At 54.2% G+C, this 24845-nt stretch carries 26 protein-coding genes, 1 tRNA gene and 1 pseudogene; all 28 read left to right on the top strand.

Features of this window, described 5'->3' with window-relative positions; all coding sequences use genetic code 11:
* Positions 1 to 15 precede the first annotated feature (15 nt).
* The 28 genes and pseudogenes from OCY70_RS23370 to OCY70_RS23235 all read left to right on the top strand — a co-directional run bounded on the left by OCY70_RS23370 (position 16) and on the right by OCY70_RS23235 (position 24840).
* Positions 16 to 816, top strand: a complete 801-nt coding sequence (locus OCY70_RS23370; RefSeq protein ID WP_213430926.1) for a DUF2815 family protein — start codon at positions 16 to 18, stop codon at positions 814 to 816.
* Positions 813 to 2780, top strand: a pseudogene (locus OCY70_RS23365) (DNA polymerase). Before OCY70_RS23370 ends, OCY70_RS23365 begins: the two are co-directional and overlap by 4 nt.
* Before the next feature lie 13 nt (positions 2781 to 2793).
* Positions 2794 to 2943: a hypothetical protein gene (locus OCY70_RS23360; RefSeq protein WP_213430927.1), complete on the top strand. Its 150-nt coding sequence runs from the start codon at positions 2794 to 2796 to the stop codon at positions 2941 to 2943.
* Between the two features lie 37 nt (positions 2944 to 2980).
* Positions 2981 to 3805: a DUF3310 domain-containing protein gene (locus OCY70_RS23355; RefSeq protein WP_249725601.1), complete on the top strand. Its 825-nt coding sequence runs from the start codon at positions 2981 to 2983 to the stop codon at positions 3803 to 3805.
* A gap of 132 nt (positions 3806 to 3937) precedes the next feature.
* A complete protein-coding gene (locus OCY70_RS23350; protein WP_213430928.1) occupies positions 3938 to 4192 on the top strand; it encodes a hypothetical protein in 255 nt (84 codons plus the stop codon).
* Positions 4193 to 4221: 29 nt separating this feature from the next.
* Positions 4222 to 6633 (top strand): virulence-associated E family protein, encoded by a 2412-nt coding sequence (locus OCY70_RS23345; RefSeq protein ID WP_213430929.1) that lies wholly within the window; start codon positions 4222 to 4224, stop codon positions 6631 to 6633.
* A 282-nt stretch (positions 6634 to 6915) separates the two neighbouring features.
* Positions 6916 to 7197, top strand: coding sequence for a VRR-NUC domain-containing protein (locus OCY70_RS23340; protein WP_213430930.1), 282 nt, complete (start codon positions 6916 to 6918; stop codon positions 7195 to 7197).
* Complete coding sequence (locus OCY70_RS35850; RefSeq protein ID WP_315973934.1) at positions 7194 to 7694, top strand: HNH endonuclease signature motif containing protein; 501 nt, start codon at positions 7194 to 7196, stop codon at positions 7692 to 7694. Before OCY70_RS23340 ends, OCY70_RS35850 begins: the two co-directional genes overlap by 4 nt.
* Before the next feature lie 42 nt (positions 7695 to 7736).
* Positions 7737 to 9044, top strand: coding sequence for an SNF2-related protein (locus tag OCY70_RS23330; protein WP_213430933.1), 1308 nt, complete (start codon positions 7737 to 7739; stop codon positions 9042 to 9044).
* A 5-nt stretch (positions 9045 to 9049) separates the two neighbouring features.
* Positions 9050 to 9313 carry a hypothetical protein gene (locus OCY70_RS23325; RefSeq protein WP_261944742.1) on the top strand — a complete coding sequence of 88 codons (264 nt, stop codon included), beginning with the start codon at positions 9050 to 9052 and terminating at the stop codon, positions 9311 to 9313.
* A 34-nt stretch (positions 9314 to 9347) separates the two neighbouring features.
* Positions 9348 to 9656, top strand: coding sequence for a helix-turn-helix domain-containing protein (locus OCY70_RS23320; RefSeq protein ID WP_261944741.1), 309 nt, complete (start codon positions 9348 to 9350; stop codon positions 9654 to 9656).
* 197 nt (positions 9657 to 9853) lie between these two features.
* A tRNA-Pro gene (locus OCY70_RS23315) sits at positions 9854 to 9927 on the top strand.
* Between the two features lie 610 nt (positions 9928 to 10537).
* Entirely contained in the window at positions 10538 to 11062 is a 525-nt protein-coding gene (locus tag OCY70_RS23310) for a hypothetical protein (RefSeq protein WP_261944608.1), read from the top strand.
* Positions 11040 to 12887, top strand: coding sequence for a phage terminase large subunit family protein (locus OCY70_RS23305; protein ID WP_249725666.1), 1848 nt, complete (start codon positions 11040 to 11042; stop codon positions 12885 to 12887). The genes OCY70_RS23310 and OCY70_RS23305 overlap by 23 nt, the downstream gene beginning before the upstream one ends.
* A gap of 6 nt (positions 12888 to 12893) precedes the next feature.
* On the top strand, positions 12894 to 13115 hold the full coding sequence (locus OCY70_RS23300) for a hypothetical protein (RefSeq protein WP_213431639.1): 222 nt from the start codon (positions 12894 to 12896) through the stop codon (positions 13113 to 13115).
* Positions 13116 to 13123: 8 nt separating this feature from the next.
* Positions 13124 to 14584 carry a phage portal protein gene (locus OCY70_RS23295; protein ID WP_213431294.1) on the top strand — a complete coding sequence of 487 codons (1461 nt, stop codon included), beginning with the start codon at positions 13124 to 13126 and terminating at the stop codon, positions 14582 to 14584.
* Complete coding sequence (locus OCY70_RS23290) at positions 14550 to 16598, top strand: prohead protease/major capsid protein fusion protein (protein ID WP_261944609.1); 2049 nt, start codon at positions 14550 to 14552, stop codon at positions 16596 to 16598. Before OCY70_RS23295 ends, OCY70_RS23290 begins: the two co-directional genes overlap by 35 nt.
* 14 nt (positions 16599 to 16612) lie before the next feature.
* On the top strand, positions 16613 to 16906 hold the full coding sequence (locus tag OCY70_RS23285) for a hypothetical protein (protein ID WP_213431463.1): 294 nt from the start codon (positions 16613 to 16615) through the stop codon (positions 16904 to 16906).
* The gene (locus OCY70_RS23280) at positions 16903 to 17250 is read left to right on the top strand and encodes a hypothetical protein (protein WP_213431576.1); all 348 of its coding nucleotides are present in this window, start codon (positions 16903 to 16905) and stop codon (positions 17248 to 17250) included. Before OCY70_RS23285 ends, OCY70_RS23280 begins: the two co-directional genes overlap by 4 nt.
* On the top strand, positions 17237 to 17800 hold the full coding sequence (locus OCY70_RS23275; protein WP_261944610.1) for a phage tail protein: 564 nt from the start codon (positions 17237 to 17239) through the stop codon (positions 17798 to 17800). The genes OCY70_RS23280 and OCY70_RS23275 overlap by 14 nt, the downstream gene beginning before the upstream one ends.
* Positions 17797 to 18309 (top strand): hypothetical protein, encoded by a 513-nt coding sequence (locus OCY70_RS23270; RefSeq protein WP_213431471.1) that lies wholly within the window; start codon positions 17797 to 17799, stop codon positions 18307 to 18309. Before OCY70_RS23275 ends, OCY70_RS23270 begins: the two co-directional genes overlap by 4 nt.
* Entirely contained in the window at positions 18302 to 19708 is a 1407-nt protein-coding gene (locus tag OCY70_RS23265) for a phage tail sheath family protein (protein WP_261944611.1), read from the top strand. Before OCY70_RS23270 ends, OCY70_RS23265 begins: the two co-directional genes overlap by 8 nt.
* Positions 19709 to 19724: 16 nt before the next feature.
* Positions 19725 to 20249, top strand: coding sequence for a phage major tail tube protein (locus tag OCY70_RS23260; RefSeq protein WP_213431420.1), 525 nt, complete (start codon positions 19725 to 19727; stop codon positions 20247 to 20249).
* A gap of 15 nt (positions 20250 to 20264) precedes the next feature.
* Complete coding sequence (locus OCY70_RS23255) at positions 20265 to 20561, top strand: phage tail assembly protein (RefSeq protein WP_261944612.1); 297 nt, start codon at positions 20265 to 20267, stop codon at positions 20559 to 20561.
* Between the two features lie 8 nt (positions 20562 to 20569).
* Complete coding sequence (locus OCY70_RS23250) at positions 20570 to 20716, top strand: hypothetical protein (protein WP_261944613.1); 147 nt, start codon at positions 20570 to 20572, stop codon at positions 20714 to 20716.
* Positions 20713 to 23625 carry a phage tail tape measure protein gene (locus OCY70_RS23245; RefSeq protein ID WP_261944614.1) on the top strand — a complete coding sequence of 971 codons (2913 nt, stop codon included), beginning with the start codon at positions 20713 to 20715 and terminating at the stop codon, positions 23623 to 23625. The genes OCY70_RS23250 and OCY70_RS23245 overlap by 4 nt, the downstream gene beginning before the upstream one ends.
* The gene (locus OCY70_RS23240) at positions 23618 to 23830 is read left to right on the top strand and encodes a tail protein X (RefSeq protein WP_213431496.1); all 213 of its coding nucleotides are present in this window, start codon (positions 23618 to 23620) and stop codon (positions 23828 to 23830) included. Before OCY70_RS23245 ends, OCY70_RS23240 begins: the two co-directional genes overlap by 8 nt.
* Positions 23827 to 24840, top strand: a complete 1014-nt coding sequence (locus OCY70_RS23235) for a phage late control D family protein (protein WP_261944615.1) — start codon at positions 23827 to 23829, stop codon at positions 24838 to 24840. The genes OCY70_RS23240 and OCY70_RS23235 overlap by 4 nt, the downstream gene beginning before the upstream one ends.
* Positions 24841 to 24845: the final 5 nt, after the last annotated feature.

Here is a 24845-nt window from a genome sequence, read left to right as displayed (position 1 = left end):
AGGGGGAAATGACAAATGACAAATCAAATCGAATCGACAAGCGTTACGACTGGTGAGGTACGGCTTAGCTATGTGAATTTGTTTACGCCTCGTGCGAGCAATCCCGGGGAGGAGCCGAAATACAGCCTTACTGTACTTATCCCAAAGACGGATACTGCAACGATGCAACGTATCTATGCTGCCGTTCAAGCTGCAATTCAAAAGGGGATTACTCTGAATTATTGGACGGGTACAGCTCAGCCGGAAGTGCCGATCCGGGACGGAGACGGACGCAAGCCTCAAAGTGGCGAGCCGTATGGTCCCGAGTGTAAAGGCCATTGGGTTATTGCTTTGAGTAGCAAACAGCAACAATCAGTAGTTGATGTAAATTTGAATCCAATCGTTAATCAATCCGAGGTCTATAGCGGCATGTACGGCCGGGTACACATAAATTTTTATCCGTATAACAACAAGAAAAAAGGTATCGGGGCTGGCCTTGGACCTGTCCAGAAAACTCGTGACGGTGAGCCGCTGGGCGGCCGCGTCAGCGCTGAGCAGGCATTCGGTGCCGGCTTCACACCAGCACCGGCACCGACTGGCTGGGAGCAGGCAGCACCACCGCAGCAATACGGCCAGCAACCGCCTGCAGCTCCTCAAGCGTATCCGCAATACGGCCAGCAGCCAGCGCCGCAAGGGTACGGCCAACCTGCTCCGCAGCAGCCGCAATATGGTCAACAAGGTTATGCCCAGGCACCGCAGCAACCGCAACAGCCTCAGCAGCCACAGATTGATCCGATCACCGGTAAGCCGCTGAATGGCGGCGTGTGGGGCATATGACCAGGCATCTGTCAATCGACATCGAAACGTATTCGTCGATCGACATCAAAAAAGCGGGACTGTACAAGTACGTGCAGTCCCCAGATTTTCAAATCCTTCTCTTCGCCTGGTCTTTCGACTTTGACCGCTGAGTGCAGATTGTTGACCTGGCGCAAGGTGAGTCTTTACCGCTGGAAGTGCTCCAAGCGTTGAATGACCCCACGGTCATAAAGCACGCATACAATGCCGCATTTGAGTGGTACTGTCTCAACAAGTTTTGGCCCTCACCACTTGAGCAATGGCGCTGCACTCAGGTCCATGGCCTGTATTGCGGTTATCCTGCGGGCTTGGCCGCCTTGGGCGAGGCGCTGGGCATCCCGCAGGATAAACGTAAACTCGGAACGGGTGGATCGCTTATCCGGACGTTCTGCGTGCCATGTAAGCCGAGCAAGAAGAACGGGATGCGCACAAGAACGCTGCCGCACCATGAGCCGGCGAAATGGGATCTGTTTAAGGAATACTGCGCTGGCGATGTTGTGGCCGAAATGGAGATTTTGCGCCGGCTATCGTTGTTCCCGGTGCCCGAGCAAGAATGGAGGTTATGGGAGCTTGACCAGCGAATCAATGCTCGCGGTCTGGCCTGTGACTTGCGGATGGTGGAGGGGGCCCTGACGATTGACGAACAGGTGACGGGAGGGTTAAAGGCCGAGGCTATCCAGATCACCGGCCTGGACAATCCAAAGTCCGTGCAGCAGCTCACGAAATGGCTGGAGGAAGAGACAGGCGAAGAGATCGAAAACCTGCAGAAAGGGACGGTATCGAAGCTCATTGATGTCCTTGACGAAGGCCGGGCCCGGCGGGTTCTGGAGATCCGCCAAGAGCTCTCTAAAACTAGCGTCAAGAAGTACCAGGCCATGAAACAGGCAGCCTGTGAGGATGGGCGCGTTCGGGGGCTTTTGCAGTTCTACGGTGCGAATCGAACCGGTCGCTGGGCGGGACGTCTTGTCCAAATTCAAAACTTACCACGGAACTACCTTTCCACGTTGGAGTACGCGCGCCAACTGGTCAAAGAAAAGAAAGTAGATATGCTCAAGTTTGTTTACGGCAATGTCCCGGATACGCTCTCTCAACTCATTCGGACTGCGTTCGTCGCCCCGGAGGGGAAGACACTCCTTGTTGCTGACTTCTCGGCAATTGAGGCCCGTGTAATTGCCTGGCTGGCTGGCGAACAATGGCGGCTGGACGTCTTTAATACACACGGGAAGATTTACGAAGCGTCAGCGTCGCAAATGTTCGGAGTCCCTATCGAACAGATCGGCAAAGGCAGTGACCTGCGGCAAAAGGGTAAGGTGGCAGAACTGGCCCTTGGATACCAGGGCGGGAAAGGCGCACTTATTAGCATGGGTGCACTAGATATGGGGTTGACCGAAGATGAGCTTCCGGACATCGTTCTTCGCTGGCGCAACGCTAATCGGCGCATCGTTGACTTATGGTACAGCCTCGAAGCTGCCGCGCTTGGTGTCATGGATCGCGGGGAGTCAATCGGCATTAAGGGCCTCATCTTTGCACGGGAAAGCCATTATGGTACTGGTCAGGACTTTTTCACGATTACGCTGCCTAGTGGGCGCAAGTTGTATTATGCAAAACCGTTCATAAAGGAAAATGACTTCGGCAAGCCCGCGCTGCATTATTGGGGCGTGGATCAAACCAAGAAGAAATGGACGGTACTCAGCACCTACGGCGGGAAGCTGACGGAGAACGTTGTGCAGGCGATTGCTCGGGACTGTCTGGCCGTATCATTGACACGCTTGGAACAGGCGGGTTACGAGACCGTGCTGCACGTACACGATGAAGCGGGCATAGAGGCTGATAGCCCTGATAAGCTGGATCATGTGCTTGAGATTATGGGGCAGCCTGTCCCATGGGCTCCAGGGCTGCCGCTGAAGGCTGATGGATTCGCAACATCATTCTATCAAAAGGATTAGGGGGGCCTGCCCCATGTCAAATGTTGATCCGTATTTTCAGGATATTCCTTGGGACATTATCACAAATGATAGCGGAGAGGTGATCGGGGCGGTTTATGTGCTCCTCCCCGATCCGCCGCCACGGCGAAGACAGAAGGCACGACGGGGGCGCATCGCGCCATAAAATCGAACGTATATTCGGGAAAGTGGAGGGATTGAAGGTGGACAAAAGAACATCCATTCCCAAACGGGACGTTGAAGCAAAATCGAGCGGCAGCGGTCCGGTTGTCGAATACCAGCTGTCGCCGGAGGAACTGGAGCGCTACCGGGCCATGCCGACTCCGGATGGAAAAGTTAAAATGCCGGTTGGACTGCGGATAGCCGGTAATGATGAGGGGAGGCGGGAAAGCAAGAAGGGAAGAAACGAAAAGCAGGGGCCGGATTGCGGGCTTACAAAACGGGATTTACTCGAGGCCGTTGCCGCCGGAGAATCGTTGTCTAGCATCGAGCGGGCTTGGAAGGTGAAAAACCAAACGTTGCAATATTGGGTTAAAAAGTGGGACTTGAGAGGGATTACTCCGGAGAAGGCCAGGCAACTGCTTGAGAAGGCGGAAGACCGGACACCTACCCCGTCGGCGGAGCCTCAAGCAGATCCACTGGATACGTTAATCGAAGCGGACAGCGACCTGCAGTCCTGGAAGCAGCTGTGTGATAGCCAAGCTCAGTGCATTCTTGAGCAAAGTAATCGGATCATGGACTACGAAAGCGAACTCGCACGCTGGGCGCAGATAGACTCGGACAATCGGCAGCGCATCGCCGAGCTGGAAGAGGAACATGACCCAGTGGAGCGGCCATCTCATTACACCGTCGGTGGCATCGAGACGATCGATATTATCCGTGCCAAGCTAACGCCAGAAGAGTTCCGCGGTTATTGCAAGGGTAATGTACTCAAATACGTTTGTCGGGAGCGCTGGAAAGGTGGCGACGAAGACTTGCAGAAGACCCGGAAATATATCGAGTTTATGTTGGGAGATGAGAAAGCATGAAGGATGAAGGATGAAGATAAGTGCCCAGATTGTGATACATGGTGGGAAGGTTGTCCATGCTGTGGAACGCTGTTTTGTCCAGATTGCCACATGCTTGAAAGCGATGCTGGTTATGGGGAGGATGATGAATAAATGAAAGTGAGAATCCGAATAAAAGAAGTTTTGACGTATGACAGAGAGGCGATTATTTCGATCCCGGAAGATGTCCCTGAATCCAAAATAAACAAGCTTTTGGATGAGGCTGAAAGAAGATCGGACATGGCCGATGAGGTCATACACCATTTGCGGAAATTAGGGTGCGGCATTGTTGAAGGTGTTGATTATGATCTGAGTTCCCCGGATGAAACGGAAGTCGAAGTTTTCGACTATGAAATCATGCTCCGGTGAAAGAGTAGAAGCGAAAGGGGCAAGGCGCTGTGAATTACGACAGACAATTGACCATCTCTAGCGCCGGCAGCCGCCATAGCACCAGCTGGCAGGGACAGACGCTCTATTGGTCCGAGCTTGTGGAGCGGCTGCGGGTAGCTGCGAGGGGCACGGAGACGCTGGCCGAGTATCTGGCGATGCCAAAATCCAAACAAGATGACCTGAAGGACGTCGGCGGCTTCGTCGCCGGCTCCCTTTCAGGCTGCCGCCGGAAGGCCAACGCGGTGACAGGACGGGACGTGCTGACGCTAGACCTGGACAGCGTTCCTGCTGGCGGCACAATGGACATACTGCGCCGCCTGGACGGTCTCGGCTGCGCCTATGCCGTCTATTCTACCCGGAAGCACGAGGAAGCAAAGCCTCGTCTCCGGGTGCTTGTTCCGACCGATCGGACGATATCTGCTGATGAATATGAGCCGCTGGCGCGCAAGCTGGCGGCTATCATTGGCATTGAGCTGTGTGACCCGACTACCTTCCAGGCGCATCGGTTGATGTACTGGCCGAGCTGCTGCGCGGATAGTCAGTACGTCTTTACCTTTGGCGATAAGCCGTTCCTCAGTGCTGACGGTGTACTCGCGATGTACCAGGATTGGCGCAATGTGGCGGAGTGGCCGCAGGTCCCTGGCACGCAACAGACGCATGTACGCCTTGCTGCGAAGCAGGGGGATCCAAAAGTAAAGCCGGGGGTTGTAGGGGCATTCTGCCGGGTCTACGACGTCCTGCAGGCGATGGAAACCTTTTTGCCTGGCATCTATTCACCGACCGATGACGGCAGCGGGCGCTATACCTTTGTGGGCGGCTCTACTACGGGCGGCGCTATCGTATACGACGATGGTGCATTTTTGTACTCTCACCACGCTACGGATCCGTGCGGCGGCCGGCTCGTCAACGCCTTTGACCTGGTGCGTCTGCATCTCTTTGGGGATCAAGACGACGAGGCCAAGCCGGGTACGCCGACCAATCGGCTGCCGTCCTATGCGGCGATGTCGGCCTTTGCGATGCAACAGGAGCCGGTTGCAGGGCTGCTCAAGCAGGAACGGTATGAAAAGGCTCTGTCCGCGCTGGAGGCACAGCCGGGGGCTGTGGAGAGCAACGACGCCGATATGGATTGGATCAAGCATCTAAAGATTAACAGCAACGGGATGTATCTCAAGTCGTCCGAAAATGTTGCGACGCTGTTGCTGTATGATCCCAATCTAAAAGGAAGGATATACCGGGACACATTTACGGAAACGCTATATGGGCTGGCTCCGCTGCCGTGGCCGGAGCGGTCCGGTGCCGAGGGGCCGTTCCGGTGGACGGATCGCGACGATGCTTGCCTGCGGCTGTATGTAGAGCGCGTATTAGGATTCCGGTCAGAGACGGCCATCCGCGATGCGGTGACGTATGCCGCCGAGGCAAACGCGCGTAATCCGGTTGCAGAATACCTGGAGGCGCAGGAGTGGGACGGCGTGCCGCGTCTGGATAGCGTATATATCGACTATTTTGGGGCGGAGGATTGCCCTTTTGTCCGAGCTGTCGCGCGCAAGGCGTTCGTGGCTGCTGTTGCACGCGTCATGCTGCCGAAAGGCGCAAAATTCGATTATATGACGGTGCTATATAGCGCGCAGCAGGGGCTTGGGAAAAGCACGTTTTTCCGGCGTATGGGCATGGACTGGTTTACGGACTCGATCAAAAGCTTTGAGGGCAAAGAGGCCGAGGAACTGATCGAGGGGAAATGGATTGTCGAAATTGCGGAACTGCAAGCTTTTAGTAAGGTGGATGTCAACCGTATCAAGCAGTTTCTTTCCAAGGAGGACGATCAGTACAGAGCCGCATATGGTCGCAACGTCAAGCACCAGGTGCGCCGGGCTGTCTTTTTTGGTACGACAAACGATCATGAATATCTCCATGACCCGACGGGGAACCGCCGTTTTTGGCCGATTGATGCGCGGCCAGAGCATGCAACCAAATCGGCGTTTCAGATGGAAGCCGAGGAGGTTAGTCAGATATGGGCGGAGGCCGTCGCCCGGTGGCGTTTAGGTGAGCCGCTATATCTCTCATCTGAACTGGAAGCCGAAGCGGAGCGGCGACGCCAAGAACATATGTCCAGTGACCCACTGGAAGGATTGATTGAAGACTTTTTGAATAGACCGATTCCGGAAAACTGGCTTTCCTGGGGCGCAGACCAACGCCGCATATTCTGGGGCGGCGGGATGCAGTATGACGGGCCGCTAGCCGCGCGGGACCGGGTATGCGCAGCCGAAATCTGGCGGGAATGCCTCCAGGAGCGCCGCCCAATCAGCAAGCAGGACACGCGCCGGATTAATGCAATCCTGCAAAAAATGCCTGGCTGGGTGCCTGCCAGCACCATCCGAGCAGGGGCAGATTACGGTCGGCAGCGGGGGTACCGGAGGGCTTGATCACCGTCAACACGTCAACAAAACACGTCAACTTGTCAACGTCGCCTAAAAATTGGAATTGTTGACGTGTTGACGAAATGTTGACTGTGGATAAGTCCCCTAAACCCTTGATAATACTGTACTTATTATATCTGTCAACATTGTCAACATAAATAGTAATAGAGAAGGTATTTAGAGATATTAGAGAGTTATACTCCCCCCTAATCTCTCTAATCCCCCTAAATTTTGACTCATATACGTGCGCACAAGAAAACGTTGACGAGCGGAGAAAGGAGCAGCGGAATGAGAGAACGAGACATAGAGAAGTATTTGCGGGAGAAAGTAAAGGCTGCGGGTGGCCGTGCCTATAAATTTGTCAGTCCGGGTAATTCTGGGGTGCCTGATCGGATAGTCATCCTTCCAGGTGGCCGTATCGTATTCGTGGAGCTGAAAGCGCCCGGCCGAAAGCCTACCGCGCTACAGTTGGTCCAGCACAAGCACTTTCGGGCGCTTGGCTGTGATGTCCGGATAGTGGACAGCATCGCGCAGGTTGATGGGCTGCTGCAGGAGTTGATGGGCGTATGAGTCGAAAAGTGGAAGTACCATGCGCTTGGTGCGGAATTAAGGTGACGCGGTATAAGAGTGAGCTTAGCAAAAACAGTTTCTGCAGCAGGGAATGCCTTCGGAAGCATAGGTCGCGGAAGCATAACCCAGAGGGATATCAAAGACACCCACATTTAAGCGAGCTTAACCGAAAGCTGAACCCGGGTAGAATGACTGATGAGAAGCGGAAAAAGCTGAGATTGGCAAGATTGGATTCGGGAAAAGGTAGAACGTATGAGAAATACTACGGACGGCATTTACACCGAATCATTGCAGAGCAGAAGATAGGGCGGCCACTTAAGCCTGGTGAGGTGGTCCATCATATCAACGGAAATAAAAGGGATAATCGCCTTGAAAATCTCCGAGTATTCGCCTCTCAAAAGGAGCATGCAGCTTGGCACATTGCCGAGGAGAAGTTTTTTAAGGGCACGTTCCTTGGGCGAGGAGGTGGTGCCGATGAAAAAGTTCATACCCCATGACTATCAGCGATATTGCATTAACCGATTGCTGGCCGAAAAGGCATTAGGTCTGTTTTTGGATATGGGCTTAGGTTAGGTAAAACAGTCATCACGCTAACCGCTGTAAACGACCTGAAATACAATCGCTTCGCCGTCCGTCGGGCGCTGGTCATTGCCCCGAAAAAGGTAGCGGAGGCCACCTGGACCACAGAGGCGTCCAAGTGGGAGCACCTAAAGCATTTGCGGGTGATCCCGGTGCTAGGAAGCCAGGCCAAACGAATCCGGGCGCTGAATACGCCAGGCGACGTGTGGGTAATCAACCGGGACAACATCGCCTGGCTGGTCGAGCATTACCGCAATGCCTGGCCGTTCGACATGGTGATCCTGGATGAGCTGAGCAGCTTTAAGAATCACCAAGCTAAGCGTTTCAAGGTGCTGACGTGGGTACGGCCGCATATTCAGCGGATTGTCGGACTGACCGGGACACCCGCACCGAACGGCCTTTTGGACTTGTGGGCGCAGGTATTCTTGTTGGACCAAGGCGAGCGCCTGGAGAAATTCATAACTCACTATAGGGCGAAGTATTTCGAGAAGAATTACAACGGTTTCGGGTATACGGCCAAGCCCGGCGCGGACGACGCCATACAGCAAAGGATCGCCGATATCTGTATCAGCATGAAGGCCGAGGATTATCTGGAGCTGCCCGATTGCGTTACCAACGTGATCCCGGTAGTCCTAGACGACAAGGCACAGAAGCAGTACAAGCAGATGGAGAAGGAGTTGCTTCTGGAGCTGGACGATACCGAGATTACCGCGCCGAGCGCAGCGGTACTTGCGAACAAACTGCTTCAGCTTTGCAACGGGGCTTTATACGACGAGGATCGCAATGTGCACGAGATCCACGACTGCAAGCTGGAGGCATTTTTGGAATTGGTCGAGCGGCTGAACGGTAAGCCGGCGCTTGTGTTCTACAGCTTCCAACACGATAGGGAGCGGATACAAAAGGCACTTGCCAAGTCGGGCCTTCGCGTGCGGGAGCTGAGGACGCCGCAGGATCAGATCGACTGGAACGCGGGACAGGTTGACATCCTGCTTGCGCATCCGGCCAGCGCAGCCTACGGCCTCAACCTCCAGGAAGGCGGAAATCACGTCGTATGGTTCGGCCTAAACTGGAGCTTGGAGCTTTACCAACAGGCGAACGGCCGGCTGCATCGGCAGGGCCAAAAGCAGAAGGTGATCCTTCACCATCTCGTTGTGCAAAGCGGGATGGATGAGGATGTGATGTCCGCCCTAGAAGGCAAGGCGGCTACACAAGACGCATTGTTGAATGCGTTGAAGGTCCGGGCAGAGAAAATCAGGGGTGGGGGTTGAAGTCTATGAAACATGTAGAACAGCAAGTCATTGAGCAACTGACCGGGTACCGGGACATTGTGGGCCGCCTCCGCGTCCTGGAGACGTACAGCGTGGGGAACGGGATCACCGTGTCCCGGCTCAACGAAGATGACCACCTGCAGGAGCTGCACCGCAAGCTGAGAGGGTTACCTTCGTACATGTACCTCACAGCGCGAGAACAGCGCCTAGAATCAATTGCACATGCATTACCCTGCCGGAACCAGAAAACAGCGTCAGGCGGTCTCTGAGTGCTTCTCAAGCGACGTGGAGGATCGGAGGCTCTTGAAAGAGTTGCAGAAGAAGATTCAAAAAGTCATCGAGGCGCGGACCGGAACGCCGGAGGGTTATGAGGCGATTCTGGCGCAACTGAGCGAGTATCAGGACTTGGTGGCGGAAAAGCGGAGGATCGATACGGTGCTGGATGCGATGAAGGGGCAGCAACCTCACTATGCCGAACTTCTCCGACTGAGATATATTAAGGGGCTGCCGGCAATAGAGGTTGCCGAGGAATTAGGGATCGTAAGGCGTACATTTGACCGATGGAGACAACGGGCCATTGATAAATACAGCAAGTTAAGCGGCATTTCCTAAACATGTCGCATTCGTGTCGCATTTATGTCGCATTTGTGTCGCATCAATGTCCCACATAGACCAAACTTGACATGCTAAAATGATATCGTCGGAAGAATTAGAGATGTGGTCGCGGCCCTACTTTCAGTCACATTAGGCGGCCGCATCTCTTTCCGGCAATATGCCGGTGTAGCTCAGTGGCAGCGCCGGTACAATGCACGGGTGTGGTGCAGTTTGGTAGCACGCTTGCCTTGGGAGCAAGAGGCCGCAGGTTCGAGTCCTGCCATTCGTATTAGCAGACAAGTCGCTGATTATTCAGCGGCTTTTTATTTTTCAAAGGAGAGTGGGAAAGCAGTGAATTGCAAGTGCAACAAATGCAAGTATGAATTTGATATAGACATTTAAAGCCGCGTCCTTTACGAAGACGTGGAAGAGATGTATTTCACTTGCCCTAGCTGTTCGGAGCATTACAGCATTACGGTTTCCGATACTAATATTCGCAAAAAGATAAAGCAGATCCAGAAGGCTACAGCCCGTGGTGATGTAAACCGTATGAAGAAGCTCAAGCGCCAAGTGGATAAGATGGTTGCGGATCTTAAAGAAGAGGTTCAGCGGTGCGTATCGGTTGGGTACATTCCAAGTTAACGTTATCAGTGAGACGATGGCGGCCATTACGTGTGATCGATGCGGGAAGCAGAAGCTGACAACGCGGAGCTGAAGCGTCAGCGAGACATGGAACGCAGGATTCGGGTAACCTTCTTGGGAGGGTAAATTTGGTAGAAATTGGTAAACGGGTCCTTCCGGAGGGGGTGGGGGGTATGCGGGTACTCGCGACCCCGAAATCCGGCCGAGTATGAAATTTTTAAATCCTTGTGCATGTGCATGTTAGGAGGTGTATTGCGTTGGATGTTTCCAAGCTATTTAAAGTTATAGATGGAAAAGTATGTATTTCGTCGGCTGGCATTAAAACGGTTTTGGGGATTCACCGGAATACGCTTCAAAACTACGTAAAGCAAGGATTGGAGCGAGAACAAATTGGATGGTATCAACTCCTATCGGTGATTCAGTTCATGGCCGAAAAAAAAGGAGCTTCAGCAGGTGACGGTGAAGAGTCGCTTGCACAAATGAAGCTCAGGTACGAGGCACTGCTCAAAAAGGAACAGTCCGAGGCGGCTACATTGAAAAATGAGGTTGAACGAGGCGAGTACATCCGGCGGACTGATGCCGTAGGTGATATGCAACGCTTTTTTGTTACGTTGCGTCGAAGTTTGACCGGAGTCAGCCGGAAAATAGCGACGGAGGTTGCGCCATACGTAACACCGGAGCAAGCCCGGCAGATCGAACAAAATATAGCGGATGTCGTACATGGGGTATTGCTCCAGATGTCCGTCAGGGGGGTATACGATGCGAAAAAAGCAAGTAAATGAAGTAGTAGAAGACGTTGCGCGGTGGATAATCGAAGCCGCCGCTGTCCTTCGACCGCCCGAAAAGCTTACCGTGTCCGAGTGGGCAGATCGGCATCGTGTATTGGATAGCAAGACATCCGCCGAGCCCGGCCAGTGGAGTACAGACCGCACGCCGTACTTGCGCGGTATCATGGACGCGCTGAACGATTACCGCGTCGAGGAGATCGTTTTTGTCAAGCCAACGCAGGTAGGCGGAACGGAGACGTTAAACAATATGCTCGGCTACATCGTTGCGCAGGATCCGGATCCGGTACTGATCGTCTATCCTACTCTGGAGTTGGCCGAATACACGTCAAAAAACCGGCTGGTCCCAATGATCCAGCTTAGCCCGGCGACCGCCGAAAAGTACCGGGCGGACGACAGTAAGATCCTTGAGCTACAGTTGGACGGCATGTATGCAGTCTTAGCCGGCGCGAACAGCCCGGCTTCGCTCGCCTCCCGACCGATTCGGTATTTGCTCATGGATGAAGTGGACAAATTCCCGAAAAACGCCGGCAAAGAAGCGGATCCGCGCGCGTTGGCGCGGGAACGGACGCGGACGTTTAACTTCAACCGGAAAATCATCCAGACATCGACGCCGACGGTCCGATCCGGACCCATTTGGAGCGCTCATGAAGGATGCGCGGTCAAGCTGGAATATTACGTCCCTTGCCCTCATTGCGGCCATTACCAGACGTTCGTTTTCAAACGGCGGGAAACTGGCGGCGGGATTGTCTACGACAATTCAAAGACACCAGATGAGGTCCGGCTGACCGCCTATTACGAGTGTGAGGAGTGCCAGGGCATTATCCAGGATCGACACAAGCCGGCTATGCTACGGGCGGGCGAATGGCGGGACGAAAACGGCAAGTTTACGCTGGCCGGCAAGACATCGTTCCGGCTCAACGCCATTTACAGCCCGTGGCTGCGCTTCGGGGATATTGCCTATGAGTTCCTGACCAGTAAGAGCGAGCCGGAACTGCTGCAGAACTTTATTAACAGTTGGCTTGCGGAGCCTTGGGAACAAACGACAGTACGGATGAACAGCTCCGAGCTGACCAAGCGCTCCAGCGGTTATGACGATGGCATTGTACCGCCGGGCGCGCTGCTGCTGACTGGCGGCGTGGATGTGCAGAAAGACCGGTTTTACTACACTATCCGCGCCTGGGGCGAGCGCATGACGTCTTGGAATGTCCGGCACGGTTTCTGCGAGACCTGGGACGAGATCGAGGAGGTGATGAATCTCCCGTACTACACACCGGACGGAGTAGAGTTTTTTGTCGCCCTGTGCGGTATCGACTCAGGTTACAACGCGGATGACACTTATAGCTTCTGCGCGCTCAACAGCGAGTGGGCCGTGGCGGTCAAAGGGGCGTCTGGCGCTGTTAAAGGAAAATTCAGCTTGACCACACTTGACCGGATCGAACGTAATCTGTTCGGGATCCGGCTTTTTATGTTGGACACGGGCTACTACAAGGACTTTATTTCCAACCGCATCAACCGGCCAACGGAACAGCCGGGGGCCTGGCTTGTATATGAGGGGTGCGACGAGGCTTACACCGCCCAAGTGACGGCGGAACACAAGGTCAAGAAGAAGGCCGGGAACAAGACGATCGAAGTTTGGGAGAAAAAGACGACAAGCGCTGATAACCACTATCTGGACTGTGAGGTTTACGCGGCGTTCGCGGCCGATTACCTGGGAGTTCGGTACCTAAAGCGGATGCCTTCCCCGCCTTCCCCGCCTGAATTGGCAGTGCAGACTGCCCGGCCGCCGGTCCATAAAAGCAGTTGGATACGAGGAGGGTGACGACCAATGAATGACGAGAAAAAGCAGCTTCTCCGGGAGCGACTGAAACGGATCAACGAGGCGATCGACGCTATCATGTTCGGCGGCCAGGAATACACGATCGATAATCGCCGGCTGCGCCGGTCGGACTTGGGAACACTTCTCGTTGAGCGCGATCGCATCGAGCGCGAGCTGGCGATTGTCGAAAATGACGGCATCTTTACGGCCGCGGTCTTTTGGAGGAGGTGATAATGAACATGAATCGACTAGATAGGGCCATTGCCGCCGTGTCCCCGCGCTGGGCATACAAGCGCGCTGCCTGGCGGCGGGGAATGGCCGTATTTGATTCCGGGAGTGTCGATCGGCTCTCGCTCAACTGGAACCCGGCCACGGGCTGGGATGAGCAGCGCGTGAGGATGGAGCGCGAGCGGATCCGGGCCCGCGCGCAAGACATGGAGCGGAACAGCGACATCGGCAAGGCCATCCTTGCGGCTTTCCAGCGCGGAGTCATCGGCGAAGGCCTGGCGCTGCAATCAAAGGCGGAGGGCGGCGCGGCCGAAACGATTACGCGCCTGTGGAAAGAGTGGACGAAAGCTGAAAATTGTGATGTCACAGCCTCCCAGGACTTTACGGAGCAGTTGGAGACTATTCTTACCCGCCGGATTGTGGATGGCGGGATTTTTATTGTCAAGGTGTACACCGAGGATAAAAGATTTCCGTTTAAGCTGCAGCTACGCACCGTGGATGAGCTTGACACCACGAGCGGCACGTTCGGCATCGAATCGACGAATAAAAACGAGATCATTGACGGTGTTGAGATCGACTCATATGGCAAACATGTCGCCTACCACTTCAAAAAGTACAAGGGGACGTTACAGGTTCAAGGGGAGTCTGTCCGGATAAAGGCGGAAGACGTAATTTTCTGGCACCACAAGTCAGATCCGCGTCAGGTCCGGGAGATTTCCGAGCTGGCGACGGCCCTGAACCGGGTTAAGGACGTGAACGAATTTTTGGAGGCCGTGAATATAAAGGAGCGTGTACTTGCTTGTCTCGGTGTCTTCATCAAGAAGGCCCTTCCGGCGGGACCGGCTGGCCGTCTGAACAACATGATCAAGCCAGTCGAGGGGAGATATGACGGCATGTCGCTTGAGCCCGGCATGATTGGTGAGCTCAACCCGGGGGATGAGGTCCAGACGGTCATACCGTCCGGACAGTCCTCAAATACCGCGCAGCACGTCACGACCATGTTGCGCCTCATTGGGGCCAGTGTTGGGCTGAGCTATGAGGCAGTCAGCCGCGACCTGGGCAATGTGACATACTCCAGTGCACGTCAAGGTGTCGTAGAGGATCGCAAGACGTACAAGCGATATATCCGATCTTTGGTAAACCGGGTTCTGACACCGATTTTTCACGAATTTATTGCGTCGCAGATCCTTGTCGGTGCATTGCCGGCACCGCCGAAAGCGGATATTGAGTCGATCGCCAAGCATGTATGGATTCCGTCGGGCTCCGCATGGATAGATCCGACGCGGGAAGTCGCGGCGAACAAAATCGCGCTTGAGACCAGTCAAACCACCTTGGCGCGCATCTGCGCAGAAAACGGGGAGGACTGGCGGGAAGTCATCGAGCAGCGCGCTGCCGAGCGGCTGCTTGAACAGGAAATGATGAAAGGAGGAACTGAAGGTGTCAAAAAATCGAATTCCGGCGGTGCTGCATAGAAACGGGCTGAAAACAGGAGAACTGACACGCGCATGGAGCATCGACGGATCGACGATCAACGAAGAGGAACGCACCGTCGAACTGTCTTTCAGCTCTGAAGAGCCGTACCAGCGATGGTTTGGAAATGAAATTCTGAGCCATGATGTCGGCGCAGTGGACTTATCCAGGCTCCAGGAGGTCGGAGTTCTCCTCTTTTCCCACGGCCGGGATACCCGATATGGACGAATGCCTATCGGGGACGTCGAAAAGGCTTGGATAGATGCGAATACTCGAAAGGCCCGCGCCCTTGTGCGCTTTGACGATGATGAGGACTCAGAAAAAGTCTTTCGGAAAGTCGTCAAAGGCTTCATCAAGGGCGTTTCTGTTGGATATTCGGTGTCCAACTGGGAGGAAGTCAAAGCGGGCAGCGTGTCCGCGAACGGCCGCCACCAGGGGCCTGCATATGTGGCCCTGAAGTGGCAGCCATTTGAAATTAGTATTGAGCCTACGCCAGCGGATCCAACCGTCGGCGTCGGAAGAAGCGCTGATCCAATGCTAGCGCCACCACAAACCAATGAAGGAGATGACTTGAATATGCCAGGATTAAAACATGTTGCCCTTGCGGCACAAGAACTTGTACATGCACCAGACACAGGAGGAGCACCAGGCGCAACGTCGGGGGCTGCCCCAGCTAGTGAACCCGCTGCCCGTTCAGTGGAGCCAGACGCGGCGGAGGCGGAACGGGCGCGCACGACGGAGATTATGGACTTGTGCCGCACCTTTTCCGTCGAGCCGGACGAGTATATCCGGAGCGGCGCCGAGGTATCCGCCGTAAAAGATGCAATTCTTGAAAAGTTGCGCACCGCGCGACAGCCGCAAACGCCGGCCTTAGGCGCGGTTCATGTGACGGTGGAGGAAACGGACAAGATCCGTGCTGCTGCTTCTGATGGCTTACTTCTGCGCGCAGGTGTGGTTGTAGCGAAACCGGCACCCGGCGCGAACGAATTCCGAGGCATGAGTCTCCGCGACCTTGCGATCGACTGCGCTACTCGAGCTGGCGTGGTAAATGCGCACCGTATGGACGACAGGGAACTGCTCAAAACCGTGCTGCAGCGCGATGGCAACAACATGTTCCCGGACAGCACATTCCAAGGCATTTTGTCCAACGCCGTTGACAAAACGTTGTCTAACGCCTATCAAGAGGTGCCGACCACGTTCCAAACATGGACAAGCAAGGGCAGCAACAGCGACTTTAAAGCCGCTGAGCACTACCGCATTTCCGAGGCTGGTGAGCTGGAGAAGACGCCGCAAAATGCGGAAATCCCATATGACGATCCGATGAAGGATGAGAAAGTTACGAAGTCGGTGATCACCTACTCAAAGCGCTGGGGGTTTACACGTGAGGCCTTCATAAATGACGATCTGTCCATGCTCAACCGCGTACCACGCGCCTATGTCACAGCGGCCAAACGCGGGCTGAATCGTCTTGTGTACAAGATGCTGGCAACCAATCCGGTCATTTTTGACGGGAAGCCGCTGTTTGACGCAGCGCATAAAAACCTGGGAACCATCCTGGACGTGCCGAACGAAAAGACGATGAGCGAGGCGCGCACCGCGATGCGCCTCCAAAAGGCCATTCGAGGCCTGGCTACGCTGAACTTGACGCCGAAGTACATGCTGGTACCTGCCGCGTTGGAAACGGAGGCGATGAAGTTCATCTATTCGCCAACTGACATGACGCAAGGCAACAGCGCAGTAATCAACGTGTTCCGCAATGCAACTACGTTGATAGTTGATGCAGAGCTGGATGCGTACAGCCCATCGGCTTGGTATCTGTCGGCTGATCCGAGCACAGTAGACACAATCGAGGTCACTTACTTACGGGGCCGTGAAGAGCCGACACTTGAGACGCACGTTGCCTTTGACCGCCTCGGTATGGAGTTCCGCATTTACTTTGATTATGGTGTGACCGTCCTGGATTCCCGTGGCTTGTACAAAAACCCAGGTAAGGCAACCAGCGGCGACGGCCAATAAGGAGGAACGATATCATGGCAAAAAAAATGATTGCAAAGACACCGATCGGCTACGCCGGTCATCTGCTTTCCCCTGGTGACAATGTTCGCGAGTATATCCACGATCAATCATTCATTTCCTTGCTTTTGGAAAAGGGCCACGCGGCGGAAGTGGACGAGGAGTCGGCCGCCCCTGCCCCAGCAGAGGCACAGGAGCAGCCGGAAGAAGAGGCCCCGTCAGCAGACAAGCAGCCGGAGGAAGCTCCTACAGCAGAAACTCCGGAGAGAAAGCCGGAAGCACCGGCAACGGGCCGGAAGCGTGGCAAATGAAGAGCTTCAACGACTATTTGGCCGATGACTTGAGCATCTTCATCAATCCGGACGAGATGGGAGAAATGGCCGTTGTCGACGGAATGGAGTTGCGCGTGACTATCACGCACAACTCCATTGATGAGCGCAAGCGCCTAATCTCCAGAGGCGGCTATGACGGTCAACCGCAAGGCCTGTATCACGTCACGTTGACGATGTACGTCCGCCTGTCTGACCTGGGCTATGTCCCGGTGCGGGGCGATCTGATGGTCATCAATGGGCGGGAATATACCGTCATTGGGGCGGGCGAGGAAAAGGGCCTTGTCACGGTCCGATTGGAGCGAAACGGAAATGATTACATCTGATTCAAAGAATTTTAAAGAGGCTGCGATTGCCGTAAAAAAGCTGGCTCAAAATGCGCCAAAGGCAATCAACCGCGCTTTCGCACGAACCGGGCAGAGGGTGCAGACGGTAGCCGTGCAGGAAGTCCGGAAAGAATACATCATTCGCGCTGGTGATGTAAAAAAATACGGAAACCTGAAACTGACACAGCGAAATGACGAGATTGAGTTCAGGTCACGCGGCCGGAATATCCGGCTCATCCAATTCAAGACAACTCCGTCGCGGGTTGTCCAGCGCCGGCCGAAAGTGTTAAAGGCTGCGGTCAAGCGCGATGGCGGCAAGAAGCCGATTTCCGGCGCATTCGTACAGCATATGCAAAACGGAAGCCTGGGCGTTTTCCGCCGGCGCGGCAAGCAGCGGTTGCCAATTGAGCAACTTTACGGCCCTGGTGTGCCGATCATGCTCAACTCGGCCAAGATTCGGGACAAGCTGGAGGACGAAATGACCAAGAAGCTCGAGCAACGCCTTGAGCACGAGATGAATCGAGTTATGAAGGGGGTTGGAATCAAATGACAGTATCTCTTTTGGTGCGCAACCTGTCCGATTATCTTCGCGACGTCCTGGCAACGTATCACACGGCCCAGGGGGCACAGGCCGGGCAACTGGATGGCATGTACAAGCAGGTGAACGTTTTCGAATGGTATGTTCCCCTGCCGGACCAAAAGCGGCGAGAATCGGATTATCCATTCGTAGAGGTGCGACCGTACCAAGGAAAGCGTACCGGCATTGAGCGCCACACGCTTGTGGAGCTCACTTTCGGCGTATTCGGACGGGCGGAAGAAGAACCGGACGGAACCAAGAACATGAGCCCAGGGGCGTATGCCCTAATGAACCTGATGGAGTACGTCGAAATCGAGCTATTCCGGCAGCCGGTCATCGGCGGCCGTTTCCGGATCCGTCCGGATTACGAATGGACTATTCCGGAGGAGCAACCCTATCCGTATTACCTTGGGACGGCTGTTACAGCATGGGATCTCCCGAATATCATCAATGAAAAAGGAGCGATACAAGCATATGGCTGAATTTTTTCACGGCTCGCGGGTACGCGAGAAAGCGACACCAGTAACAGGCACGACGGCAAATACGGCGTTGCCTGTTTTTTTTGGTACGGCACCGAAGGGGCCGGTTAACGAACCGGTTCGAGTGTCGTCAAAGGCAGAGGCCGCGGCCATTTTCGGTTATTCGACCGACTTTGAGAGCTACACCATTCACGAGGCGATGGAGTCGCATTTCACGTTATACAAGCAGCGTGACGCCATCCTGGTTAACGTGATGGATGTATCCAAGGCCAAGAAGAGCAACACGGCTACGATCGACCTGTCCAAACAGGTTACGGAGACGTCAATCCTCTACCCTGTCCTGGATACCGTCACGCTCAAAGGTGCGGCGGACCTGGAAAAGGACAAAGATTATGAAGTGGCACTGAACGACGAGGGATATTTGGTCATCACCATTCCAGCGGGATCAGCGGTTAAGGTGCCGGCAACCGGCTTGACGCTGACTTGCGACATGCCGGACGTGTCCAAGGTCAAGGCCTCGGACATCATCGGCGGCATCCAGGAGGACACCAGAACGGGCTTGGAGTTGCTCGATGTCATGATGCCGCTGCTGGGAGACGTGCCGAAACTCGTTCTTGCGCCGAAATTTAGCGCAGATCCAGCCGTGGCCGACGCGATGGCCGCGAAGGCGCAGAACATTAACGGCATATTCCGGGCCGTGACGTTGATCGACATCGACACCACGACGGCGAAGACGATCGCAGCGGCGATCGACGGGAAAAAGGCGAACGACCCGGGCACATACGTGTGCTGGCCGAAGGTGGTCCACAACGGCCTGCAGTACCACATGAGCACGCATGTTGCGGGCATCATCGGGCAGATGGATACGGACAACGCCGGCATCCCTACAGCGTCGCCGTCGAATCGCCAGATGGTGGCGGACGGCTGCGTTCTTTCGGATGGCACGCCGGTGCTGCTCGGCCTGGACCAAGTCAACAAGCTCAATGCCCAGGGCATCACGACGGCGTTCCGCTTTATCGGCGGTTTCGTGTTGTGGGGTAATCGGACATCAGCTTACCCGGACAACAAAGACATGAAGGACAACATGCTTGCATCGAAGCGAACCATGTTTTGGATAAACAACTTCGTGATCACTGACACCTTCCAGGACATCGATCGCCAGGTCAACCGGAATTTTATCCAGATGATCATTGATAAAATCAGCCTGAAATTTAATGGGCTTGTTTCCGCTGGCGCCATCCTGGGTGGTCGAATTGAGTACGACCCGGGGGAAAACCCTGAAGAGGACTTAATGAACGGCATTGTCAGATTCAAGCTCTTTGTCGGTTTGACACCGATCGCGGAAGCTATCGAGTTCACGCTGCAATTCGATACCAGTTACCTCAAGGCATTGGCGTCCTAAAAAGGAGGGAAACAACATGCGCAATCAAATTGACGAAAAGCTGATTGAGTATAGCGTATTTAAAGATTCGGATCTGTATTTGGGGAGTGCTACGGTACAGCTGCCGAATATGCAGGGGATCACGACGCAGATCAAAGGCGCGGGTATCGGCGGGGAATTTGAGAGCATCACGCCTGGCTATTTCAGCTCCATGACAATGAGTCTCAAATGGCGCACCGCGCCGGAACCGGCATCGGTCATCCTCATGGAGCCCGTAGCGCACCTGATCACTTTCCGGGGCGTGATTCAGAGATTCGATAAAGCGGCAATTAATTACTTTGATGTTGGCAAAAAAATTACGGTCAAAGCGTTCACAAAGAACTTTGACATGGGTCAGGCAGACAATCTGGCAACGATGGATGCAAGCACAGAGCTTGAAGTCCTCTATATCAAGTCTGAAGAGGACGGAAAAGTGCTGTTTGAGGTTGACAAGTTGAATAATATATACGTCGTCAACGGCAAGGACTGGAGCGAGAACCGCCGCCGGATGCTGGGGCTGTAAGGGAGGTAATGAACGATGGCACAAGTATACAAGCTGAAAAAGCCCGTCACGTTTGAGGGAAAAGAATATACCGAATTGAATCTCGATTTTGACTCTTTAACAGGTCGAGACCTGATCAACGCAGAGCGGCAATATGTTCGTTCGGCACAGGGAAACGAACTCGCAAACCTAAAAGAGATCATGAAAGAAATGCAGGTCTACATTGCGGCTTTCGCCGCAAAATGCCCGCCTGAGCTGATCCTTTCCTTGGGGATCAAAGACGTGGCGGAAATCACGCGGTTGGTACAGGTTTTTATTTTGGGGGACGAGTAGGGGATCGAGTGAGCTTGACGCGGCTGCTCCGGGAACGGGCGGCCGTGTTATCGATCCGCTTCCGCACCCCAATATCCTACTGGCTCGAACTGCCGCTTGACGAACTGCAGGAGTGGATTGAAATAGCCAATGATTTAGGCGGTGAAAGCCGATGAAAACATATGAAATAGCGTACCGATTAGGAGGCCAACTACAGGCCTCCTTTTTACGTTCTATGAGCGGTGCCGGTGCCGAGCTGGAGAAGGTTTACAACCAGTCAACGAAGCTCGACAAACGACTACGTAATAATAGCGCCGCCTTTGATGATCTCAAATCCAAGATGGCTAAGACAGTGGCCGGACTCGGCGTTGGGGCCTTTGCGATGTCCAGTTTTAAAAAGGCGATAGACTTCGAGCAGCAAATTTCCAGCATCCAGGCTGTCAGCGGGATTGCCAAGGACGCGATGGGTGAAATTGAGCAGTTGGCTTTGGACATGGGGGCGAAAACGAAATATTCCGCCCTTGAAGCTGCCCAGGGTATCGAAGAGTTGGTCAAGGCCGGCCTTTCCACCGAAAAAATCAAAGGCGGCGGCATCGAGGCGGCATTGAACTTGGCAGCAGCCGGGGGCCTTGAGCTCGCAGACGCGGCCGAGATCATGTCCACGGCCATGAACGCATTTCGGAGTGACGCCATGGAAGCGTCGCATGCTGCCGACATGTTGGCCGGAACCGCCAACGCTTCCGCGACGAACGTCATGGAATTGAAGATGGCACTTTCCCAGGCTTCCGCTGTCGCTTCGGGGGTAGGCTTGTCATTTGACGATACGAATGCCGCGCTGGGGCTATTTGCAAACAATGGCCTGAAAGGTAGCGATGCTGGTACATCGTTAAAAACGATGCTGCTGAACCTTACGCCGGTTACTGCCGACGCAATCGGCGAGTTCGAACGGCTTGGCTTGATGACATTCGACGCAACCAAAGCCTTGCAGTTCTTGCAATCTCAAGGCGTCAAGCCGGCATCTACAGCAACGCGCGATGTCGTCGATGCGATGATGACCTACAGCGCCAAAATAGCAGGCGCGAAGGTCGGAAGCGATAAGGCTAATAAGGCATTCCGTGAGATGGCGTTCAACGCCGGCGCTATGAGCAGCGTATTCTACGACGCCAAGGGCAATATGCAGAACCTTGAAGTCATTTCAGGAGAGCTTAACAAAGCACTCAAAGACCTAACATCTCAGCAACGCCAGGTTGCGCTCAAGACGATGTTCGGGACGGACGCCGTTCGGGCCGCGAACATCTTGTACAAAGAAGGGGCAGAGGGCGTTCGGAACTTCTACGCGGAGGCAAGCCGGGTCACAGCCTTGGAGGTTGCGACCACGCGCCTGGACAATGCGAAGGGGTCGGTTGAACTGTTCAGGTCCGCAGTGGAAACATTGCAGATCACGGCCATGAAGACTCTTTCTCCGTCGCTCAAAAAGGTAGCCGACTTGGGTACTGAAATCGCGTCTAAACACGGGAAGGCCGTCATGGTCCTCGGCGGAATGGCTGCAGCAGCCTACCCGATCACAAAGGTTACACGCGGCGTGATAGGACTTACCCGGGCTATCGGCGGCGCGGGTGTGGCTCTGCGGCTGCTGAGTGGACCGGTAGGCTGGGCGATTACGGCAGCCGGGGCCGTGGCTGGTGGGATCTATATGATATCGACCCGGAGCCGGCGAGCCAAAGAAGACCTGATTCAGCTTGGAAAGAAAATGGAAACCGCGTTAGGGAACTACAAGGCGGCTGACGGCCAGTTGAAGAAAATGGACGAGCTTTTAACTGAATATGACCGCCTGAAACGGAAAATCGACGAGGCAAAGGCACCGGCGGAGGAATTAGCGAATGCCCGGGCAAAGTTACAAAAAGTTGAGCAGCAGTTGATCGACATGAACCCGAATATACTGAAGTCTGAGGGTGCCAAAACCGAAATATCTCGCGAGCAGGCTGAAATAGAACGTGATAAATTGAAGATGAAACAGCAGGCTGAAAAATTAGATTTACAAGCTGCGGTAATCGAAGCTGAATCGGAAATGCCTGAACAAAAGAAGCTGTATCAGGAAGCCGTAGAGGAACAAAAAAAGTGGGAAAACGAGTATCGCACAGGAATAGAAAGAGCACAAAAGTTAATTAAGTTTAGGGAGCGGGCCCAGAAAATACAATCAGATAGAGAGCATAGAATAATAGATTCTAAGAAAGAAGACGAGCTTTTGCGGCAACTCGCAAAGGAAGTAATCGAAGAAACCGGAATATCATCTGGCGGCATTTCAACAACGACGGAAGCCCTACAAAAAAGTCTGGATGAAGTTATCGAAAAATATAATGAAGCCAATCAAAAAAAGGAAGAAGCTGAACAAAACGTCAAGGAACTTTCGGACGCAGCAGTGACGGCCTTCAACAATTTTAAAAAACTCGCTGAAATCGAAGCTGGTCTTGAGATTCCAATAGAAGAAGCTGCGAAAAAGTATAACGAGCTAACGACAGATCAGAAGGCAAACACCGAGGCAGTAATCAAAAAAATTCACGAGTTTGCTCGAAATCTTGCCGGGTTGCCAGATGAGAAGAAAATAGAGATAAAAACCTTATTCACCCAAATCGGCTTAGGGCCCCCTTCTCTTGAGCAACTAGTTTCCCGCATGGAATCTTTTGGGAAACCCAAAGAGAAAGTGGAAGCCTATGAAGACGGTGGAATCGGAACCAAGCCACATATGGGGATCTTCGCTGAGAAAGGTCCGGAAGCCTATATCCCATTGGCAGCTAACAAGCGAAGCCGCGCATTGTCTCTGTATGACAAGGTTGGAAAGGCCTTGGGCGTCCGGGATTACAGCACCGGCGGGCTTAGGTCGAAATTGGAAAGCCCAAATTTAGCGGCAGTTCCAGCAGCGAGCGCCGGAAATGTAACGATCGGCGATTTGCATATCACGATCCAAGGCAATGCCGACGATAAGGCCATTGCAGAGCTACGCCGCGAGTTGGATCAGTATAAGCGTAACCTTTTGGGAGCCATCCAAGAAGCAACCCGCCAGAAAGGACGTGTCAGCCTTGCGTAGATACATTACCACCCAGGGCGACACCTGGGACATTATCGCCCTGCAGCAGATGGGTAGCGAGACGCAAATGGCCGTACTGATGGACGTCAATCCCGACTACATCGATACGGTCATTTTTGGTTCCGGCGTCGAGCTGCAGATTCCAGAACCGCAACAGGAGGCGGACGCCGACCTGCCGCCGTGGAGGGAGGATGACGAAGATTGAGAAAGACGACCGTACACGTCACATACAACGGCAAAAAGGTAACAAAAACTTTCACCGGAAAGATCGTTTCAGCTATATACTCCGACGGCTCAAGCGGAGAGCTGGACGATCTTTCTTTGGTTGTTGAGGACCGCGCCGGCCAGTGGATCAGCTCCTGGGCTCCACGCGAGGGCGACAAGGTCCATCTTGCTATTGAGACGGCCGACCAGGTTAAGCCTGGCGTCGTAAAAAAATTCAACCTGGGCACGTTTTTCGTTGACGAACTGGAAGTGACGGGACCGCCTTCACTCGTTACGATCCGGGCGACGTCCCACCCGGCAGCCAATGAAATCAAACAGACCAAGCGAACGAAGGTCTGGGAAAAAGTCACCTTGAAGCGCATTGCTGAGGACATAGCAAAGCGCGGCGGTTTGAAGCTTGTATACGACGTCAAGTTCAACCCGTCCTATGACCGCATTGACCAGACCGAGCAGACGGATACCGCCTTCTTGTACCAGCAGGCCGCGAAAGAGGGCGTTGGGATCAAGGTTGCAAACGGGACGCTCGTCCTGTTCGATGAAGCAACCTACGAGAAAAAGGCTCCGCAGGTGACGATTGACATCGCCGCCGGCCACGCCGTCGATTATTCGTTCCGCTGGGCGTCGAGCAACACCCGGTATGTCGCGTGCCAGGTGTCCTACACGACGCCCAAAAAGAAGAAGACTATTTCCGCCACGTACCGAGTCCCAGGAGCGCCGAAGAGCGGACCGGTGCTGAAACTGAATCAGCAGGTTGATTCCGAGGCGGAGGGGCTACGTGTGGCGCGCAATGCCCTCCGGGACAAGAACAAGGAGGCGGGCCGGGCGCAACTGACCGTAGTCGGTGATCCCCGCCTGATGACGGCCACCACGATCAAGCTCCTGAGCATCGGCCAGTTCTCGGGGACATACATCATAGATTCGGCGACGCATCAGATCGATTCCGGAGGATACACAACCCGCCTGGAAATCCGGCGAACATTGGGGTGGTGATGAGT

Origin of the sequence: Paenibacillus melissococcoides (assembly GCA_944800085.1) — a bacterium.
GTDB classification, from domain to species: domain Bacteria; phylum Bacillota; class Bacilli; order Paenibacillales; family Paenibacillaceae; genus Paenibacillus_B; species Paenibacillus_B melissococcoides.
This window is presented reverse-complemented; position numbering and strand designations above follow the sequence as displayed.

Excerpts from the sequence above, each read along its gene's own strand:
- OCY70_RS23370 (WP_213430926.1), top strand. The coding sequence starts at position 16 with ATGACAAATCAAATCGAATCGACAAGCGTTACGACTGGTGAGGTACGG.
- OCY70_RS23360 (WP_213430927.1), top strand. The coding sequence starts at position 2,794 with ATGTCAAATGTTGATCCGTATTTTCAGGATATTCCTTGGGACATTATC.
- OCY70_RS23350 (WP_213430928.1), top strand. The coding sequence starts at position 3,938 with ATGAAAGTGAGAATCCGAATAAAAGAAGTTTTGACGTATGACAGAGAG.
- OCY70_RS23340 (WP_213430930.1), top strand. The coding sequence starts at position 6,916 with ATGAGAGAACGAGACATAGAGAAGTATTTGCGGGAGAAAGTAAAGGCT.
- OCY70_RS35850 (WP_315973934.1), top strand. The coding sequence starts at position 7,194 with ATGAGTCGAAAAGTGGAAGTACCATGCGCTTGGTGCGGAATTAAGGTG.
- OCY70_RS23325 (WP_261944742.1), top strand. The coding sequence starts at position 9,050 with ATGAAACATGTAGAACAGCAAGTCATTGAGCAACTGACCGGGTACCGG.
- OCY70_RS23305 (WP_249725666.1), top strand. The coding sequence starts at position 11,040 with ATGCGAAAAAAGCAAGTAAATGAAGTAGTAGAAGACGTTGCGCGGTGG.
- OCY70_RS23300 (WP_213431639.1), top strand. The coding sequence starts at position 12,894 with ATGAATGACGAGAAAAAGCAGCTTCTCCGGGAGCGACTGAAACGGATC.
- OCY70_RS23295 (WP_213431294.1), top strand. The coding sequence starts at position 13,124 with ATGAATCGACTAGATAGGGCCATTGCCGCCGTGTCCCCGCGCTGGGCA.
- OCY70_RS23285 (WP_213431463.1), top strand. The coding sequence starts at position 16,613 with ATGGCAAAAAAAATGATTGCAAAGACACCGATCGGCTACGCCGGTCAT.
- OCY70_RS23280 (WP_213431576.1), top strand. The coding sequence starts at position 16,903 with ATGAAGAGCTTCAACGACTATTTGGCCGATGACTTGAGCATCTTCATC.
- OCY70_RS23275 (WP_261944610.1), top strand. The coding sequence starts at position 17,237 with ATGATTACATCTGATTCAAAGAATTTTAAAGAGGCTGCGATTGCCGTA.
- OCY70_RS23270 (WP_213431471.1), top strand. The coding sequence starts at position 17,797 with ATGACAGTATCTCTTTTGGTGCGCAACCTGTCCGATTATCTTCGCGAC.
- OCY70_RS23265 (WP_261944611.1), top strand. The coding sequence starts at position 18,302 with ATGGCTGAATTTTTTCACGGCTCGCGGGTACGCGAGAAAGCGACACCA.
- OCY70_RS23260 (WP_213431420.1), top strand. The coding sequence starts at position 19,725 with ATGCGCAATCAAATTGACGAAAAGCTGATTGAGTATAGCGTATTTAAA.
- OCY70_RS23255 (WP_261944612.1), top strand. The coding sequence starts at position 20,265 with ATGGCACAAGTATACAAGCTGAAAAAGCCCGTCACGTTTGAGGGAAAA.
- OCY70_RS23245 (WP_261944614.1), top strand. The coding sequence starts at position 20,713 with ATGAAAACATATGAAATAGCGTACCGATTAGGAGGCCAACTACAGGCC.